The organism is Prevotella sp. E9-3 (assembly GCF_022024015.1).
Classification (GTDB): Bacteria; Bacteroidota; Bacteroidia; order Bacteroidales; family Bacteroidaceae; genus Prevotella.
In genome coordinates this window covers 1,395,710-1,413,740 of sequence record NZ_CP091786.1, presented here as the reverse complement: position 1 = coordinate 1,413,740, position 18,031 = coordinate 1,395,710, and the positions used below count along the sequence as shown (strand labels likewise).

General features: G+C 45.8%; 10 protein-coding genes, 2 tRNA genes and 3 rRNA genes. 5 read left to right on the top strand and 10 right to left on the bottom strand.

Features of this window, described 5'->3' with window-relative positions:
* Nucleotides 1-14: 14 nt before the first annotated feature.
* Entirely contained in the window at nt 15-995 is a 981-nt protein-coding gene (locus L6475_RS05020) for an ROK family protein (protein WP_237824023.1), read from the bottom strand.
* 243 nt (nt 996-1,238) lie between these two features.
* Here L6475_RS05020 and L6475_RS05015 point away from each other — a divergent pair, with 243 nt between their 5' ends.
* From L6475_RS05015 to L6475_RS05005, 3 genes are read left to right on the top strand one after another with little or no spacing between them, the layout of a single operon-like run.
* Complete coding sequence (locus tag L6475_RS05015) at nt 1,239-2,240, top strand: carbohydrate-binding domain-containing protein (protein WP_237823084.1); 1,002 nt, start codon at nt 1,239-1,241, stop codon at nt 2,238-2,240.
* 8 nt (nt 2,241-2,248) lie between these two features.
* A complete protein-coding gene (locus tag L6475_RS05010; RefSeq protein ID WP_237823082.1) occupies nt 2,249-3,364 on the top strand; it encodes a sensor histidine kinase in 1,116 nt (371 codons plus the stop codon).
* A gap of 40 nt (nt 3,365-3,404) precedes the next feature.
* Nucleotides 3,405-4,148: a LytTR family DNA-binding domain-containing protein gene (locus L6475_RS05005; protein WP_237823080.1), complete on the top strand. Its 744-nt coding sequence runs from the start codon at nt 3,405-3,407 to the stop codon at nt 4,146-4,148.
* 73 nt (nt 4,149-4,221) lie between these two features.
* Here the strand turns inward: L6475_RS05005 and nadE are convergent, their stop codons facing one another.
* Nucleotides 4,222-5,082 carry an NAD(+) synthase gene (nadE, locus tag L6475_RS05000; protein ID WP_237823078.1) on the bottom strand — a complete coding sequence of 287 codons (861 nt, stop codon included), beginning with the start codon at nt 5,080-5,082 and terminating at the stop codon, nt 4,222-4,224.
* 107 nt (nt 5,083-5,189) lie between these two features.
* Between nadE and L6475_RS04995 the strand changes: the two genes are divergently transcribed.
* Nucleotides 5,190-5,450 carry a hypothetical protein gene (locus tag L6475_RS04995; protein ID WP_237823076.1) on the top strand — a complete coding sequence of 87 codons (261 nt, stop codon included), beginning with the start codon at nt 5,190-5,192 and terminating at the stop codon, nt 5,448-5,450.
* A 58-nt stretch (nt 5,451-5,508) separates the two neighbouring features.
* Here the strand turns inward: L6475_RS04995 and L6475_RS04990 are convergent, their stop codons facing one another.
* The gene (locus L6475_RS04990; RefSeq protein WP_237823074.1) at nt 5,509-8,463 is read right to left on the bottom strand and encodes a sugar-binding domain-containing protein; all 2,955 of its coding nucleotides are present in this window, start codon (nt 8,461-8,463) and stop codon (nt 5,509-5,511) included.
* Nucleotides 8,464-8,465: 2 nt separating this feature from the next.
* Nucleotides 8,466-10,544 (bottom strand): beta-galactosidase, encoded by a 2,079-nt coding sequence (locus L6475_RS04985; RefSeq protein WP_237823072.1) that lies wholly within the window; start codon nt 10,542-10,544, stop codon nt 8,466-8,468.
* A gap of 350 nt (nt 10,545-10,894) precedes the next feature.
* Here L6475_RS04985 and L6475_RS04980 point away from each other — a divergent pair, with 350 nt between their 5' ends.
* Nucleotides 10,895-11,140 (top strand): hypothetical protein, encoded by a 246-nt coding sequence (locus L6475_RS04980; RefSeq protein WP_237823070.1) that lies wholly within the window; start codon nt 10,895-10,897, stop codon nt 11,138-11,140.
* A gap of 280 nt (nt 11,141-11,420) precedes the next feature.
* Here the strand turns inward: L6475_RS04980 and rrf are convergent.
* From rrf to L6475_RS04950, 6 genes are all read right to left on the bottom strand, one after another.
* Nucleotides 11,421-11,533 (bottom strand): 5S ribosomal RNA (gene rrf / locus L6475_RS04975).
* A gap of 58 nt (nt 11,534-11,591) precedes the next feature.
* A 23S ribosomal RNA gene (locus L6475_RS04970) occupies nt 11,592-14,492 on the bottom strand.
* A gap of 231 nt (nt 14,493-14,723) precedes the next feature.
* A tRNA-Ala gene (locus L6475_RS04965) sits at nt 14,724-14,797 on the bottom strand.
* A gap of 49 nt (nt 14,798-14,846) precedes the next feature.
* Nucleotides 14,847-14,920, bottom strand: a tRNA-Ile gene (locus L6475_RS04960).
* A 119-nt stretch (nt 14,921-15,039) separates the two neighbouring features.
* A 16S ribosomal RNA gene (locus tag L6475_RS04955) occupies nt 15,040-16,569 on the bottom strand.
* The 16S, 23S and 5S rRNA genes sit together here with 2 tRNA genes alongside, the layout of an rRNA operon.
* A 900-nt stretch (nt 16,570-17,469) precedes the next feature.
* Nucleotides 17,470-17,913: a hypothetical protein gene (locus L6475_RS04950; protein WP_237823068.1), complete on the bottom strand. Its 444-nt coding sequence runs from the start codon at nt 17,911-17,913 to the stop codon at nt 17,470-17,472.
* Between the last annotated feature and the right edge of the window lie 118 nt (nt 17,914-18,031).

The window sequence follows — 18,031 nt, the reverse complement described above, 5'->3', positions numbered from 1 at the left end:
GTCTGATTATGTGATTACTTGAATAAGGAATATTCCTTCACACTCCAAGCCAATGCACTGGCCCCCAGAACATTCCGCTCTTCATGATTCAACAGTGAAGGCATTATTTTTACCTTATTCTCAATATTATGAAACACATGCTGCTCAAAAGACTCATTCGCAGGTTCAATAAGCCATTTACCAGCTTTGACAATGCCTCCTGCAAGGATGATTGCTTCCGGGTTGGACACAGAAGCATAATTGGCCAGCACATGCCCCAATATGAAACCTGTACGACGATAAACATCTATTGCCAGTTCATCACCCTGTTCACAAAACTGCTGAATCAATTCTGGCGTCAACTCTTCTACGCCACGCATCAGTGATGGTCTATCAGTTCCTTCCATTAATTCCTTGGCCGTTTGTATAATACCATTCGTAGCGCAATAGGCTTCCAAACAACCATAGTTTCCACAAGAACATTTACGATTACCTGCAAAGGCATAACAATGTCCCAATTCGCCTGCGAAACCATCATTACCTAAGTGAACATGCCCATTAGAAAATAAACAGCTGCCAAGCCCATGACCTATTGATACGAAAATAAAATCCTTCATTCCATGAGCGCATCCATAAGTCCATTCACCTAAAGCACGGGCATGGGCATCGTTGGCTACGGAGACTGCTAACCCCAGACGATCACGCATCATTGCGGCTAACGGGACAACCCCTTTCCAAGGTAGATTAGCTGCATTCTCTATATTGCCAGTCAAAAAGTTGCCGTTAGGAGTGCTGACTCCTATAGAGCGAATACTCTGTAAGCCCCCATTCTGTTCAATCATCGTGGTAAGTCGCTCACACATAACTGAGATAAACTTATTCAGATTACTCATCGCACTCATAGGGAAGCTTTCCTTTGTCAATATATTGCCTCGAACATCGACAATAGCAAACACGGTCTGCTCGCAACCGACATCCACTCCGACAACTTTAGTTTTTATGCTATTTCTAATCATGGCATTTATAGTCATTTTCAGTTCATTAGTGCCACAAAAATAACAAAATAATAATGATTCTCCAAAAGATAGCAGACATTTTTTGTGCATTTCAACTTTATTTTCTACTTTTGTGCCGATTTTTGCCTATTTTCACAGAAAAGAACGAACCATTCGTTGAATGTATTTGAGAAACAAGGCATCTTCATGTATCTTTGCCCATTATTAAATAAGAAAACAATAACTATTAATAGTATAAACAATATGAAAAAAATTCTACTTAGCTTTGCAGTCTTTATGACCAGTCTGATCTCAACTTTTGCCATTAACAAGAACACGGTTGAGATTATTTACAATGGTACAACTGCAACTGTCAGCGTAGCTTCCAACATCAGTAGCTATGTAACGGTTACGAGTGGTAGCTCCTCTCACGTTATCATCAAGCAGAGCGAAGCCTTCGAAGGCATCGATGCCACGCTCGACAACGAAGACGGTGAAATCATCTATTCACTTTCTGGTTCATCCAACGATGGCGAGTTCTACATGGAAGGTGCCTTCAAGTGTACAGTCGAGTTGAATGGTCTCACACTAACCAATCCCAGCGGTCCTGCCATCAACATTCAGAATGGCAAACGCATTGCTGTCAGTGCTCAGAAGGGAACGGTCAACACGCTGACTGATGGTGCAAACGAGACATACAATGGCTGTCTGCACATCAAAGGACATACCAAGATGAAGGGAAAGGGAACCCTGAACATCGTTGGCAATTCTAAGCATGGTATATATAGCAAAGAATATCTGGAGATCAAGAATATGACACTCAATGTGAACACTTCCATCAAAGATGCTATCCACTGTAAGGAATATTTCCTTTTGGAGAGTGGTAACATATCTCTCAATGGAGCTGGTGATGATGGTATTCAGGTTGAGCTGAGCAGTGATCCCGCCACTTCCATCACCACTGAGCATGAAGAAGAGAATACCGGCAATTTCTATATGACTGCCGGTACACTGACTATTAGTGATTATCAGGGAAAAGCTATCAAGACCGATGGATCTATTACTTACAGCGGTGGAACACGCAATTTCAATACAGACGATACTGAGACTTATACAGACATTCAGACGGTCAGCCAGGCTTCTGCTGCCAACTCTGCTGCCGTTTACGACCTCAAAGGACGTCAACTTAAAGCGAATGCTGCCACAGGTAAAGGTCTGTTTATCATCAGAAAAGAAGGAAAAGCCATCAAGGTTATCGGTAAGTAAAAGATTGTATGCAACTGCGCATTGTTCACAAACAAGAGATACTCGTCTATGTGATGCTATGGATAGCAATGTTCTTAGCACCCCTCATCAGTATTGCGTTCCATCACAGCAATACAGATACATACCCCTGGCACGAGCTGTTCAATGTATGGCTGCATACCTTCAACCTCTTTCTGGCTTTCCTCGTCCACAATATTCTACTAGCTCCCCTACTCGTCTATAAGCAGCGAAAGGTGCTCTATTTCTCCTGCATCGTAGTGCTCATTTCTTGCTTTATAGTACTTCAATGCGCAAACAAGCCCGAACATCCTCACAAAAGGCATTTCCCAGAGCGAACGGAAAATTTCGAGCGTAACAGGTTTGAAGAACATGACGACCACAGGCGCCCTCGTCTCCATCATATTGACAAGCCGCCGTTCTTCTTCGGCCAGAGGGATTTCATTTCCACAGTTATGCTTATCATGATGCTGGGCATGAATGTCGGGGTGAAGCTCTATTTCAAGCAGCGTGACGACCTGTCGAGAATGAAGGAACTAGAGAAAGAGAATCTCAAGCAGCAACTGGAGTATCTGCGCTATCAGATCAACCCTCATTTTCTGATGAACACGCTCAATAATATCCATGCCCTTGTTGACATTGACAGCGAACGGGCTAAGGAGAATATTGTAGAGTTATCTAAGATTATGCGTTATGCACTCTATGAGGGTTCTCAGCAGGTGGTTCCTTTGGCCCGTGACATTGATTTCCTAAACAGTTACATCCGACTGATGCGACTACGTTATACCGACAAGGTGGCTATCACTGTCACACTACCCGACCATTTGCCCGACTTCCAAATTCCTCCCATGATTTTCATCACCTTTGTGGAGAATGCCTTCAAGCATGGTGTCAGCTACAAGCAACCTTCGTTTATCGACATACAATTGCAGACAGAAGGTCCCCGTCTGCTCTTCAGTTGTCGCAACAGTAAGACGGAGAAAAAGACTAATACGGCAGCTTCTGAAGGTGGTGTAGGCTTGAAGAATGTGACACGCCGACTGCAACTCATCTATGGCAATCGCTACCATTTGAACATCGATGAGCAAGCAGATGCTTATAATATTCTTCTTGAAATCCCGTTATAATGTTGAAAACATTCTTACTAACCACTAAGGAAACTAGCAGATGATCAGAGTACTTGCCATTGACGATGAACCACTGGCCCTTCAACAGTTGGTCACTTACATCAGCAAAATACCATTTTTTGAACTAACAGCCCAGTGTCAGAGCGCGATTGAGGCACGTGAGATAATGGATTGTGAGCCTGTTGATGCCATTTTCTGCGATATCAACATGCCAGATCTATCAGGGATGGACTTCGTCAAACAACTGCCCGTACGTCCGCTCATTGTTTTCACTACGGCCTATAGTGAGTATGCCATCGAGGGCTATAAGGTTGATGCCATCGACTACTTGTTGAAACCTTTCGGATTTACAGATTTCCAAAGAGCTGCAATGAAAATCAAAGAAAGGTTGTCATCTGTTCATACTCAACAGGGAATTAGCAGTAATGAGCCTGTTAATACTGTAGGTGAGTCCTCTGAGTCAATCTTCATCAAAACAGACTACAAAACCATTCGTATCACTCTCTCTGACATTCGGTACATTGAGGGTATGAGCGAGTATTTGAAAATCTACCTGGCCAATCAGCCTAAACCAGTCATCACTCTTCTTTCGATGAAAAAGATGGAAGATTTCCTTCCAAAGAATTTCATGAGAATCCACCGTTCTTATATAGTCAATCTAGACATGGTACAGGAGGTCAACAAGAATCGCATCATTATGGACACTGATACATTTCTCCCTATTGGCGACAACTACAAGGAACAGTTCAACGACTATCTCACATCCCATTTCTTAGGGAAATAATATAGCAACTTCCTATTTTTGAGGGAATAAAAAAATATGGACAAACGCTCATTACGCTTGTCCATATTTATTTCTAATCTGCATACAGGCCTCTTTCAATAGCAATAGGCAGACGTTTACGTTTGAACTCTGAGTTGCGATGACGCTTCAATACACGTTCTACAGTTTCCGCACCATATGCCTTGTTCAGTCGAGCCAGTTCCTGCTCACAGTGTTCAGCATTATCTTTGGTCTGAATGTAGCTTTTCAGTATATCGTCCACTTCCTCATAGGTATGTCCTGGAGCTATCTGTGCCATATCTCCACCTGCTGCCACACCATTACCATCAGTAGGAGTGATACCATAGGCTGCACGCAAAGCTTTGTAAGGAGCCTGTGTTTCGTCAGTATAAACCTCTTCAAACAGATATTTACACAGATTGTACACCTCATGTTTCCACAGTCCGCCTATAGGGTTATAGTCAGCCACATCGCCATGAATAGTCCAAAAGCCCAGATAGTGTTCCGTCAGGTTGTCGGTATCCATTACCATTCCTCCTGTCACTGAAGCAATATTGTAAAGATATATCATGCGAAGGCGAGCCTTGATATTTCCCTGCGACAGATGGGTCGAAGCATAGTGTTGCTCGCAAGTGGCACGCATTAGCAGATACTCCTTCTGCAGGTTTTCCACCCAATACTCATCGCAGAAAGCCTTCATAGCCATATAGGCTGAGTCGTTCTCCTCTACACTATTTGTGGAGCAAGGCAGACTAACGCCAATAAATTTAAGTTCTTCCTCCGGATTTCTTTTCACCACCTCATGGCAGATGGCAGCTGTAACAGTCGAGTCAATGCCGCCGGAAAGTCCCAGCACCATTGTCTTCAGGTTGTTGGTAGTGAGGTATTTCTCTGTCTCACTCACCATGGTTTCAAAAACTCTTTTGTAGTCCATAAATTATTTGTGTTTGTTGTTTGTTAACGGAATGCAAAGATACGACAACTTTTGGTCATCCCCAAATTTTTTCTTACCTTTGCATGCGCTAACACGAAAAAGATTGTATGAAAGAATTATTACTAAGATGTAAGCAGTGGCTCTCAGGATTATCATTCCGCACTGGTGTAATAGTGTTACTGCTTTGTATCCCTTGTTACATACTCTCCTTCGCTCAGATGGCACTGCCTATCAGTGTTGAAGCTAAAGGCGTACTCTGGTTCATCCTCTTTGGCATGGCAAAGACCTTTCAGTATGGCGGACTGACTATCCTTGGCGTAGAGGGAGTAAAAAGACTGAAGAAACTGTTTGGTAAGAAAAGTGAATAATTGTCCTGCCATTATTCACAGCAAACAGTTTCTTCAGTTGTTAATACGCTGATTCTACCTATTTTATTTTCGGTTTCAGTTCGTCTGGAGAATCGTTTGTAAACATATTCACGGCAGGAGCCTGACGGGTATAGAAATGGCGTATGATTTCCATATCCAACTGCAGTTGTGGCTGAAAGTCGTCACTCTTCATATAGTTTAGAATGGCCTGTCTCATCTGGCATGCCACCAGTCGATGTTCCAAGTTGTTGGTGATATCCATCGTGGTCATCAGTAATCGGCCTTTTCCTACTCTTGCTTCTATGAGCATACCCAACTTTCGCGACACATGCCAGGTGTCAATAGGCTGTATAGGTGACTGATAGTCACGTGGAAGCTCCATGAGATTCATCACCTGTGCCTTATTCAGCAGTTCCCACCAGTTTAGATTGCTCCAATCATCTGTTGGAAAATCGTATTTAAACAGTGGGTGCTTTTGGTTTATATAAGCACCAGTGGTGTGTGGTGGGCGCATCTTGAACCAACTGGTGTTCCAGAATACTGGCAGGTAGTTTTGCTTTACGTCACTGCCCAGTTTCACCTTACCTGCAGCTGTCAGCAGCACCATTCCTCCTTTTCTTAGCACTTTCTCTGCTTTGGCATCAAGTGAATCAGCAACATACACGCCTTGATCTTTGAAATTCGACACTTGTTTAAAGGTACTAGGATATACCCAGAACTCCCAATGATTCTGCATTAGTCCTGACAACTGAACGGCAAGGATCATTTTGGTCGGTTTCTGAATACCATCCAACGCCATCTGCACAGTGCCCAAGGGGATATTCTTTCCGACCGGCAACATACCTGTAAAGAGTATTCCATTTTTTACCAGTCTGCCTTTCTCATCAGTAATACTGTACGTAGCGTTCACTCCTGTGATGGGCATGCTATAAGCGTTGTATGCCTCTACTGGTACGCGCAGGGTGTCTTTATTGGAATAGACAAACTTTGGAAAACGAGCCAAAGGTACCAGGACTGAACAAAATTCTCGCCAATCTGCCGCCGTACAATATCCTTTCTCACGCCAAAACACGTTGAGCACACCTACCAAGGCAGTTCCCTGTCCGCTATAGTCATTCAGTCCTAAGAGTTGAAAACCAGCATAGTCTTTGGTTCGCAAATTTCGTTCTATCTCATACTTATAGCATAGGGTCTGAAGTTTTCCACTAGCCTGCAGAAATTTTGGTCCCATACCTTCCATACCATTATCACGAAGCAAGTCGCGGAACACTTCAAAATTCTTTGCCTTATACACACCGGTATATTGAGGAATTTCGTTGAAGTCGGGAAATGCGCACCACTGTCCTTTCTCGTGAGTAATGATAGGCGAATGGTTTGGGACCGCATTCCCATTTTCATCCGTAACTACTTTATAATTACGCGGATATTCAATTCCTTTATAGTAATCATCATCACTGCTTGGAGCCTTTCTATTCCATTCATCGAGCCCTCTGGCACCACCTTTCACATGGTATTCTGAGCCGTCATCCCAGGCCCATCCTCCACCTACAGATGCGCCGGCATATATCTTAGTAGGATCGTATTTCTTCATTTTCTTCACCCAGTCATTACAATAAGCCACCCAGTCGCCAGCAGGTTCGTTGCCAGCAGCCATCATCACGAATGAAGGGTGATGACCGTATTCATCTATAATACGTTTCGATTCTTCCAGTAAGTACTGGTCTATCTTCATACCTCTGTGCAGTTTCACTCCATGGTTTGGCCATGACGGTCCTTCAGGTTGCAGATAGATGCCCACACGGTCTGCTGCAGCAAAGGCTGCCTCTGGCGGACAATAACTATGGAAACGAACGTGGTTCAGTCCATATTCTTTGCATTTTCTGAACACATGCAGCCATTCCTGCTCACTGGTAGGTGGATAGCCTGTCAATGGAAAACAGCAGTTCTCCACTGTTCCTCGAAGGAAGAGGGGGCGCCCATTAATGGACAACTGCCGTCCATTGGTCTTAATGTCTCGCATTCCGAAGGTTGTCTCATAGACATCATCGCCAGCTTCAACGGTCAATTGATACAATTGGGGGGAAAACTCGTCCCACAGTTGCATGTTCTTGCCCAAATTCACTATGAAACGTTCTTTGCTGCTATAAGCCTGACGCATCTCATTGGCAATATATGGACCTGTACCAGGCTTCAATGGGCGCACACGCAGTGACACCATATATTCGTTCATGGGCAACACACGAATACCTTTGAAGTCGTTTTTCAATTCAACCTCCACTTCACAACTTTGTTTCTCTACATTCGGCACAATACGCACTTTCTTGATGTATAACTTCTTCCATTGTCCCTGTAGTTCAATGCGCCCGACAATACCGTTCCAGTTACCTTGCGTCTGATCGGTCACGCTATGCGAATCCTGTCCTACGCATACATTTTCTATGCCATTATATACACGAATACTGATGTCGTTTTTCTCGCCAAGTAATATATATTTCGTCACATCATACCGATGAGGGGTCGACAGACTCATCTGTCTACCCACTTCATGACCATTTACATACACCTTCGTTTCAATATGGGGGCGTTCCAGGAAAAGGGTGATGCGCTGATCGTTCCATGCTTTGGGAACATAGACAGAGCGATGATACCATGCAGCACCAACATAGTGGCGATCGGGAGTAAGAAAGAATGGAAACTTCATTGTATTATCCTGTTGCCCCATTGTATTTGCTATTTGCTCCTTTCTATATTTCTCCATATAGGGATTGAAGAAGAAGCTCGAATCGTAAAGAGAACCAGTCCACTGGGTTTTTACGCTTACGGGGTCACCCTTTCCGTTAGTGAGCATTGAACCTGGCAGCATAACATAGTCGTTATAACAGGAGGGTACCCCTCCGCTGTAGCCTATAGGATCACCCTGAAGAAAGTCCCATGCGCCTTCCAATGAGATGATTTGTTGCCCTTGTACACACAGGACACAAGTCATATAGAATGCTAAAAGTATTTTTTTCATAATTATTCTTGGTTAACGATTTCTATTTTCATTACTTCTTCTCCCGCTCTTGTATCTGCCTCTCTTGGCAGGTAGATTGGAGCCTCTGGCTGCAGAGGAAGGATGCGCAGTTCCAGTTCTTTCACTGGTTCTGCCAGTCTCCATAGTGCATAGTAGAACGGTCGGCCATAGTAGAAGTTGTCTGCCACTAATTTTCCTCCTGCATACAGACGTGCACAGTCACCACGATAGGTAATACGCAATAGTGATGCGTTTTGATTTGGCAGTTTTATGCTATACACTGCAGCATTATCCCAGTCGTGTTCTGAGGGTGCTTCAGCCACTTCTGCCCTACCCTTCACTATCTTGCGAAGTGGGCCGGGCTCTCTTACTTTAACGCAATTCAACGCTATCTGTTCAGCGTCTGTTGCTTGCTGTTCATTCAACCCAAAATATTCTGCCTCTTGCTGAGTAAGTAAGTAGATATTGTCACAGACAGGTTTTGCCATTCCCTTGGCCTTCACATTCTTCAGTATCTTGCCGTTCTGAAGACAAATAGTTGTGGGAATGCCAGGTATCTGCATCATAATGATCTTCCCCTCGCGCTTAGCCACCAGCTGAGCCGTTGCATAACTGATACCATCGATATTCACAGGGAAAATGGCCATTGTACCTGAAGGGATAGTCATTTTAGGCAGTTTTACTCCTCCGGCCTCCAATTGTACATTTTTCTTTGCTGACAACTGGCAGAAACGTTCATAGTTGTTCACAAAAATAAAAGCGCCATTTTTTTCTTCTTTTGAAGAAGCGTGATTGGTTCTTACCGACCAACGAAGGAATCCATCATCGCCTTTCTTTAAATTTTGAGGAGTTGGGAAATGAGCCTCCATCGTAGCCAACTGTTCGCCATAATCCTGCATAAACAAGTGTAACGGGCGAAGTTTATAGTAGTGGGCATAGCGCTGTCCAAACTCACCTAACGGAGCTTGAAAATCATAGGTTACCACAGGAAGATCGTTATTGGCTGTTCCTGGTGATGTCTGTACTTCGTTCAAGGTGTGCAGTTTTCCTTCCGGATTGGTACCACCGTGATACATATAGTAGCCCAGAAGATTCGACCCTGATCCCAGTTTAACCAATGCCATCGAATAGGCATCCTCGGGATAGAGGAACGGACGGCGATGATAGGCTGTTGCCATGCCTCCTCCCAGTTCACAGGTGAAGTAAGGATAAGCAGTTCCCTTTTCCGTCTCTGCAGAGGCTGTCTGATTCTGCGATAAGGAAGTACCCTCGATGGTAGTTGATGGAGCTTCGCCCATAGCAGTGGCCGGTTTTTCACTCTCCTTAAACTGGAATGCCTTGTAATAGTTACCCACTCCTTCTTTCACCTCTTTATCCCAGAAGCCATCGGCATAGTCACCATAAAGAGGAATCATCTCTCCAAAGGGTACGGGCTTTGACAATTCTGGCCATCCGGTCCTGGTATAGAAAGGCAGGTCGAACCCTATGTTGTTGGCGATGCGCTTCAAAGCCATCAGGTAGTCACCCGAGCCACGATATTCGTTGTCGAATTGGCAGGCTATGACTGGACCGCCATCTTTCCATTGTAGTCCTTGTACTTGAGTAAAAATCTGTCGGTAGAGTCGTTCCACACAGACGAGGAATGCTGGTTGCATACTGCGCATTCTCAAGTCTTTACTCCACAGCCAGTCAGGCATACCGCCGTTTCTCACTTCTCCATGGCAGAACGGACCTATACGTAGTATCACGGGCATCTCCTCCTGTTGACAGACTTCAAGGAATTGTCTAAGGTTTCGCTGACCATCCCAACGAAAAATGCCTTCTTCCTCTTCTATATGGTTCCAAAACACATAGGTAGCTAGTATAGTCACTCCACCCTCTTTCATTTTCTTTACCTCACGCTGCCATTCATTGGCAGGAATACGGCTGTAGTGCACTTCGCCCATCACTGGACATACCCTCCGTCCGTCTATCAGCAGGCTCTGTTTATCCCATGCCACAGACTTTACCATCTGAGCACCTTGCTGAGCATTGGCTGAAATTGAAGCTAATGCAAATATCCACAACAACGTTAGTTTCATAGAATTCAGGTTGATCATTTCTCAAGTAATAATGTTTTAGATGGTGCAAAGGTACACTTTTTACTTGGAACACAAAAGGCTATTTATGGAAAACAATTTATCTTTTTCTACATATCTGTTAGACAATCATACGATAGAAAAGCACTCAAAGAATTGTGCTATTCAGAAAAAAGTGGTAACTTTGCAGAAACTTTAAATTTCACATAAAAACTAAATTTGCCTATTCAAGCAGAATGGTAATATGATCAATTGGACTAACTTATTGTTAATGCCCACAAGATATTGCAGAAAGAACCTGTCTCTGCGCCTCAGTCTGATGGTAACTACGGCGGCAATTCTTTTTGCTCATCATGTTCTACGTATCAAAAAGAGATGCAAACGAGGATGCACTGCACCGTGCTTCTCAAACGCTTGAAGGTGCCATGGTGAATGTTGACAATATCATGCTCAGTATTGAACAGACTGCAGGGAATTCTTACTATAATTTCCACAAACTACTCAACAGACCCGACACAATGTATGCTTTCTGTCGCAAGATTATTGAGACAAATCCATGCGTGGTTGGCTGTGCCATTGCTTTTAAACCAGACTTCTAACCAGATCGCAAACCATTCATAGCTTGTTCACATCGTAATGGCCATATCCACGACAAGCACCAAGACTGCAACGATTCACTTATAGTATGCAACGAGGCTTTCGGACCTCTTGCCTACTATGAATACTAATTACTAATGACCAAAGTTAAGCAAACACTTATGTAAAATTTAGGAGCAAAGTTAATAAAAGTCGATGAAAGGAACAAATAAAAGAAACAAATAAAAATAACCAACAACAGAAAAGCCCTGTCTCATTTCTGAAACAGGGCTTTCTCAAAAAAGACGGCGGCCTCCTACTCTCCCGCATTGCATTGCAGTACCATCGGCGCAGGCGGGCTTAACTTCTCTGTTCGGAATGGGAAGAGGTGGGACCCCGCTGCAATAACCACCTTAATATAGGTTATGACATATCAACACAAAGACTGAAGATACAGTTGAAAGTAAGCGCCAATCGGAGAAACCATTCGGGCAATTAGTAGTGCTCGGCTTTGACGTCACCGTCTTTACACCTGCACCCTATCAACGTCGTAGTCTGCGACGACCCTATATGGAGCCCTAATCTTGTGGCCGGCTTCGCACTTAGATGCTTTCAGCGCTTATCCGAACCCGACGCGGATACCCGGCGGTGCACCTGGCGGTACAACCGGCAGACCGGAGGTCGGTCAATCACGGTCCTCTCGTACTAGTGACCGGTCCACTCAAGACTCCCACGCCCACGATAGATAGAGACCGAACTGTCTCACGACGTTCTGAACCCAGCTCGCGTGCCACTTTAATGGGCGAACAGCCCAACCCTTGGGACCTTCTCCAGCCCCAGGATGTGACGAGCCGACATCGAGGTGCCAAACCACCCCGTCGATATGAGCTCTTGGGGGGGATCAGCCTGTTATCCCCGGAGTACCTTTTATCCTTTGAGCGACGGACCTTCCATACGGATCCGCCGGATCACTATGCCCCAGTTTCCTGCCTGCTCGGCATGTCTGCCTCCCAGTCAAGCGCCCTTATGCCATTGCACTCTGTAAGGCCGGTTACCAATCGGCCCGAGGGCACCTTTGGAAGCCTCCGTTACGCTTTTGGAGGCGACCACCCCAGTCAAACTACCCACCAAGCAGTGTCCGGATTATCACCCGTTAGACCTCAGGCAGCAGAAGGGCCGTATTTCAAGGATGGCTCCACAACGCCTGGCGACGCCGCTTCATAGCCTCCGGCCTATCCTACACATCCGATGACCAAGGTCAGTGCTAAGCTGTAGTAAAGGTTCACGGGGTCTTTTCGTCCCATCGCGGGTAATCGGCATCTTCACCGATACTACAATTTCACTGAGATCGTGGCCGAGACAGCGTCCGGATCATTACACCATTCGTGCAGGTCGGAACTTACCCGACAAGGAATTTCGCTACCTTAGGACCGTTATAGTTACGGCCGCCGTTTACTGGGGCTTCAATTCAATGCTGCAACTTGCGTATGACATCTCCTCTTAACCTTCCAGCACCGGGCAGGTGTCAGGCTGTATACATCATCTTTCGAGTTTGCACAGCCCTGTGTTTTTGTTAAACAGTTGCCTGGACCTATTCTCTGCGCCTCCCCCGGAGGGGAGGACCCTTTATCCCGAAGTTACAGGGTCAGTTTGCCTAGTTCCTTAGCCACGACTCTCTCAACGCCTTAGTATGTTCTACCAGACTACGTGTGTCCGTTTCCGGTACGGGTTCCCCAACGGTTAAGCTTAGCGGATTTTCTCGGGAGTATGATTACCTGCACTATCGGCTCTCCCCGAAGGGAGTGCCGTACTATGGGGCATCAGCTCGGATGGTGGATTTGCCTGCCATCCTCACAGCCTAGACCCGTCAACGCACACATCCGTCGGTGCGCGGCAGTGTCACTGCTCCGTCTCCACAATCGCCCGTAAGGGAAGTCACGGAATATTAACCGTGTCTGCCATCGCCCTCGCCGTTCGGCTGAGACTTAGGACCCGACTAACCCCGGGCTGAATGACATCGCCCGGGAAACCTTAGTCTTATGGCGGGAGGGAATCTCACCCTCCTTATCGTTACTTATACCTACATTTGCTTTTCCTGAAACTCCACCAAGGGTCGTCCCATGGCTTCGGCGTCGCAGGAATGCTCCCCTACCGATACTTTTACTATTGCTATCCCGCGCCTTCGGTACCTGTCTTATACCCGATTATTATCCATGCACGGCCTCTCGACTAGTGAGCTGTTACGCACTCTTTGAATGAATGGCTGCTTCCAAGCCAACATCCTAGCTGTCATCGAGGCCACACTTCGTTAGACTAACTCAGACAGGATTCCGGGACCTTAGACGGCGGTCTGGATTCTTCTCCTCTCGGGGACGGACCTTAGCACCCGCCCCCTTACTGCCGGACTGCAGACCGTGAGCATTCGGAGTTCGTCAGGTCTCGATAGGCGGTGAAGCCCTCTTGACCTATCGGTCGCTCTACCTCTCACGGTGAATATCCGACGCGGCACCTAAATGCCTTTCGGGGAGTACGAGCTATCTCCGAGTTTGATTGGCCTTTCACTCCTACACACACCTCATCCGGAAGCTTTTCAACGCTTATCGGTGCGGACCTCCATCCCGTGTTACCGGGACTTCATCCTGGACATGTGTAGATCACTCGGTTTCGCGTCTACCCCCACCAACTCAACGCCCTCTTCAGGCTCGCTTTCACTGCGGTTCCGCTACATAGAAGCTTAACCTCGCTGGTGATGGTAACTCGTAGGTTCATTATGCAAAAGGCACGCCGTCACTGCAAAATGCAGCTCCGACCGCTTGTAGGCGCCTGGTTTCAGGGACTATTTCACTCCCCTCATCGGGGTGCTTTTCACCTTTCCCTCACGGTACTCGTTCACTATCGGTCTCCCGGGAGTATTTAGCCTTACCGGATGGGCCCGGCAGATTCGCGCAGAATTACTCGTGTTCCGCGTTACTCAGGATACCACTAGGCTGAATCTATGTTCGTATACAGGATTATCACCTTCTATGATCCGTCTTTCCAGACGGTTCTACTCCACATCAACATGCCACGGCGTGGTCCTACAACCCCGACGGTGCATTGCTACACCGGCGGTTTAGGCTCTTCCCCGTTCGCTCGCCACTACTGGGGGAATCATTGTTATTTTCTCTTCCTCGAGGTACTAAGATGTTTCAGTTCCCTCGGTTAGCCTCCCTGCTAAAGCAGGGATAGTCACACTTCATATGACTGGGTTGTCCCATTCGGAAATCCTCGGATCAAAGGTCATTTGCACCTACCCGAGGCTTATCGCAGCTTATCACGTCCTTCATCGCCTCCGGGAGCCAAGGCATCCACCAGACGCCCTAACTCGATTTCGCCTACATTCCAACTCGTGCCGGTAACAGCGCTATAACATAGCGCAATACCTGGCAAAAGAAAGAATCGCTCATACTTTCAGCTGTATTGAGATTATTTCTAATCTTGTGACTTCTAAAAAGTCTTTACTTACAGTCTTGTGTCTCAATATGTCAAAGATCTCTTTCGGTTCCTCTCAGAGTATTCTGAGTATTCTGAGTATTCAGAGTTGTCTGAGTGATCTGAACCGAATAGTGGAGAATAACGGATTCGAACCGTTGACCCCCTGCTTGCAAAGCAGGTGCTCTAGCCAACTGAGCTAATCCCCCGTTAAGAGAATTGATAATTGAAAATTGATAATTGACAATTACCTCAGAGTAGTCCCAGGCAGACTTGAACTGCCGACCTCCACATTATCAGTGTGGCGCTCTAACCAACTGAGCTATAGGACTCTCATAAGTCGGTCAGAGGGGGTGCCTCTGCCCAGCCTCGTTTTTCTCTATTCTTTATTAAACAGTTGTGTAGTAAAGAAGCAATGGGTTGTCAAACCACTGTATAGTGTCCTCTCCAGAAAGGAGGTGTTCCAGCCGCACCTTCCGGTACGGCTACCTTGTTACGACTTAGCCCCAATTACCAGTTTCGCTCTAGGCCGATCCTTGCGGTCACGGACTTCAAGCGCCCCCGGCTTTCATGGCTTGACGGGCGGTGTGTACAAGGCCCGGGAACGTATTCACCGCGCCATGGCTGATGCGCGATTACTAGCGAATCCAGCTTCATGGGGTCGGGTTGCAGACCCCAATCCGAACTGAGGATGACTTTAAGGATTGGATCGTCCTTGCGGACGACCGGCTCTCTGTATCACCCATTGTAACACGTGTGTAGCCCCGGACGTAAGGGCCGTGCTGATTTGACGTCATCCCCACCTTCCTCACACCTTACGGTGGCAGTATCACCAGAGTGCCCAGCATCACCTGATGGCAACTAATGAAAAGGGTTGCGCTCGTTATGGCACTTAAGCCGACACCTCACGGCACGAGCTGACGACAACCATGCAGCACCTCCACAGGAGCCCCGAAGGGCCTCATCATCTCTGAATCGTTCTCCTGCAGTTCAAGCCCGGGTAAGGTTCCTCGCGTATCATCGAATTAAACCACATGTTCCTCCGCTTGTGCGGGCCCCCGTCAATTCCTTTGAGTTTCACCGTTGCCGGCGTACTCCCCAGGTGGGATGCTTAACGCTTTCGCTTGGCCGCTTACTGTATATCGCAAACAGCGGGCATCCATCGTTTACCGTGCGGACTACCAGGGTATCTAATCCTGTTCGATACCCGCACTTTCGAGCTTTAGCGTCAGTTAAGGACTCGGAGGCTGCCTTCGCAATCGGGGTTCTTCGTGATATCTAAGCATTTCACCGCTACACCACAAATTCCGCCTCCGTCGTACTCACTCAAGAAAACCAGTTCGCGACGCACTTCCACGGTTGAGCCGCGGCATTTCACGTCACGCTTAATCTCCGGCCTGCGCTCCCTTTAAACCCAATAAATCCGGATAACGCCCGGACCTTCCGTATTACCGCGGCTGCTGGCACGGAATTAGCCGGTCCTTATTCTTCAGGTACATACAAAAAGGCACACGTGCCTCACTTTATTCCCTGACAAAAGCAGTTTACAACCCATAGGGCCGTCATCCTGCACGCTACTTGGCTGGTTCAGACTTCCGTCCATTGACCAATATTCCTCACTGCTGCCTCCCGTAGGAGTTTGGACCGTGTCTCAGTTCCAATGTGGGGGACCTTCCTCTCAGAACCCCTACTGATCGTGGGCTTGGTGGGCCGTTACCCCGCCAACAACCTAATCAGACGCATCCCCATCCCTTAGCGGAAAACCTTTGGTTCAAATCAGATGCCTTCAATGAACAACATAGGGTATTAATCCGACTTTCGCCGGGCTATTCCCTACTAGGGGGAAGGTTGGATACGCGTTACTCACCCGTGCGCCGGTCGCCATCATTGGTTGCAAGCAACCAACATGCTGCCCCTCGACTTGCATGTGTTAAGCCTGTAGCTAGCGTTCATCCTGAGCCAGGATCAAACTCTTCATTGTAAAATCTGTATCTCTAGAACTAGTACCACTAGTGTAACTAGTAGAACCAGTATCTCTTACTCTGTCTCAGAACAACTATCCAGTAATTCATTCAAGAATTTAACGGTTTGACTTTTGTTACCCAAGTACTAATAAAAGTACTCGCTTCTTGTACTACTTCACTGTCTATGTAAATCTTTCAAAGAACTCTTTCTTAGTCGCTTGTGAGGAGGTGTTCCTCGTAAGCGGATGCAAAGGTACGGCTTTTTCTCAAACTACCAAAACTATTGCAAACTTTTTTCAAGAAAAAGTGATATTTTTTCTTTTATCGGAGTAACGAGAAAAAACTCACCTTATTTTTATATATATAGGGCAATAAATCTGACTCAAAAAGAAAGAAATCGACTCACCGACAAAGTCAAAAATCACTCATTTCTTTGTATAGCGCCGTCTTTAGTATTTATATGCACTAAACGAATGCATATTTATTACGTCAAGACGCGCGAGAATCGCACGAAATTCACCAACTCCTACTTCGAACTTCTACACGCGAATTATGGGGTATGTTACAAATTATTCACAACACACTGAGAATTAAAGAATTACGTTTATGATATTAAAAAAGGCGTCTCTTTTTTCTTAATATTCCCCGAATATAGGCTGCAATTGAATGGTAGTTATACTGCAACTGAATAAAACCTATACTGCAATTGCTATTCAGTTATACTGCAAGAGACGTTCAGTTGCAGTATAAAAGTTAAAGAATTGCGATATAAGATGAGTTCAGTTGCAATATAGAGGACGTTTCAATTACAATTTAGGCAATTTTTCTTAACCTCGTCGTTCTAGTTTGCGATTTTTATTTGTCTTGATTTTCGAAAAGCAAACGGTATAAATATGCATTTCCGTAGGCTTTTTAGTTCAACAATCTTTCATCAAGTTCTCAAAAAAGGTGTTGAGATCCTCATCCAGGTTGTCCATCATGATAGGATCGATGATGATGGTATCATCGTCAACGACATAAAGTTCATGTTGCTCGTCCTTCTCATCGTTTTCGAGTACGAAGGCGAAGGGCTTCAACACAGACATAGACTCAACGAGTTCAGACTGAGCCTGAAGGGACTGGCGAAGAACAGATGCTGCCTGCTCATAGAAATCATCGCTCTTTTCATCAATCCACTGTTCAATAACACAACGGGTGATTTCGTTATCATCGTCATCGAAAGCCGTCAGTTCACCCGTATCCTGTGAAACACAAATATGAATATCGGTGAGTTGAGTAGCCTCGTGCTGGGCGGGGAACTTATCGGCTATTTTACGGATTGCTCTATCTATTTGTTGCAATGTCTGCTCTGTCGTTTCCATAAGATGATATTTACTGATGATGCAAAAGTACAAAAAAGTTTGAAAAACGCAAACGATTAAGACTATTTTTTAAAAATAATCAAAAATCTATACCACAAAAACACATAAAAATTATAAC

Coding starts and splice junctions, on each gene's coding strand:
- L6475_RS04995 (WP_237823076.1), top strand. CDS start 5,190: ATGAAAGAATTATTACTAAGATGTAAGCAGTGGCTCTCAGGATTATCA.
- nadE (WP_237823078.1), bottom strand. CDS start 5,082: ATGGACTACAAAAGAGTTTTTGAAACCATGGTGAGTGAGACAGAGAAA.
- L6475_RS04990 (WP_237823074.1), bottom strand. CDS start 8,463: ATGAAAAAAATACTTTTAGCATTCTATATGACTTGTGTCCTGTGTGTA.
- L6475_RS04985 (WP_237823072.1), bottom strand. CDS start 10,544: ATGAAACTAACGTTGTTGTGGATATTTGCATTAGCTTCAATTTCAGCC.
- L6475_RS05005 (WP_237823080.1), top strand. CDS start 3,405: ATGATCAGAGTACTTGCCATTGACGATGAACCACTGGCCCTTCAACAG.
- L6475_RS05010 (WP_237823082.1), top strand. CDS start 2,249: ATGCAACTGCGCATTGTTCACAAACAAGAGATACTCGTCTATGTGATG.
- L6475_RS04980 (WP_237823070.1), top strand. CDS start 10,895: ATGTTCTACGTATCAAAAAGAGATGCAAACGAGGATGCACTGCACCGT.
- L6475_RS04950 (WP_237823068.1), bottom strand. CDS start 17,913: ATGGAAACGACAGAGCAGACATTGCAACAAATAGATAGAGCAATCCGT.
- L6475_RS05020 (WP_237824023.1), bottom strand. CDS start 995: ATGATTAGAAATAGCATAAAAACTAAAGTTGTCGGAGTGGATGTCGGT.
- L6475_RS05015 (WP_237823084.1), top strand. CDS start 1,239: ATGAAAAAAATTCTACTTAGCTTTGCAGTCTTTATGACCAGTCTGATC.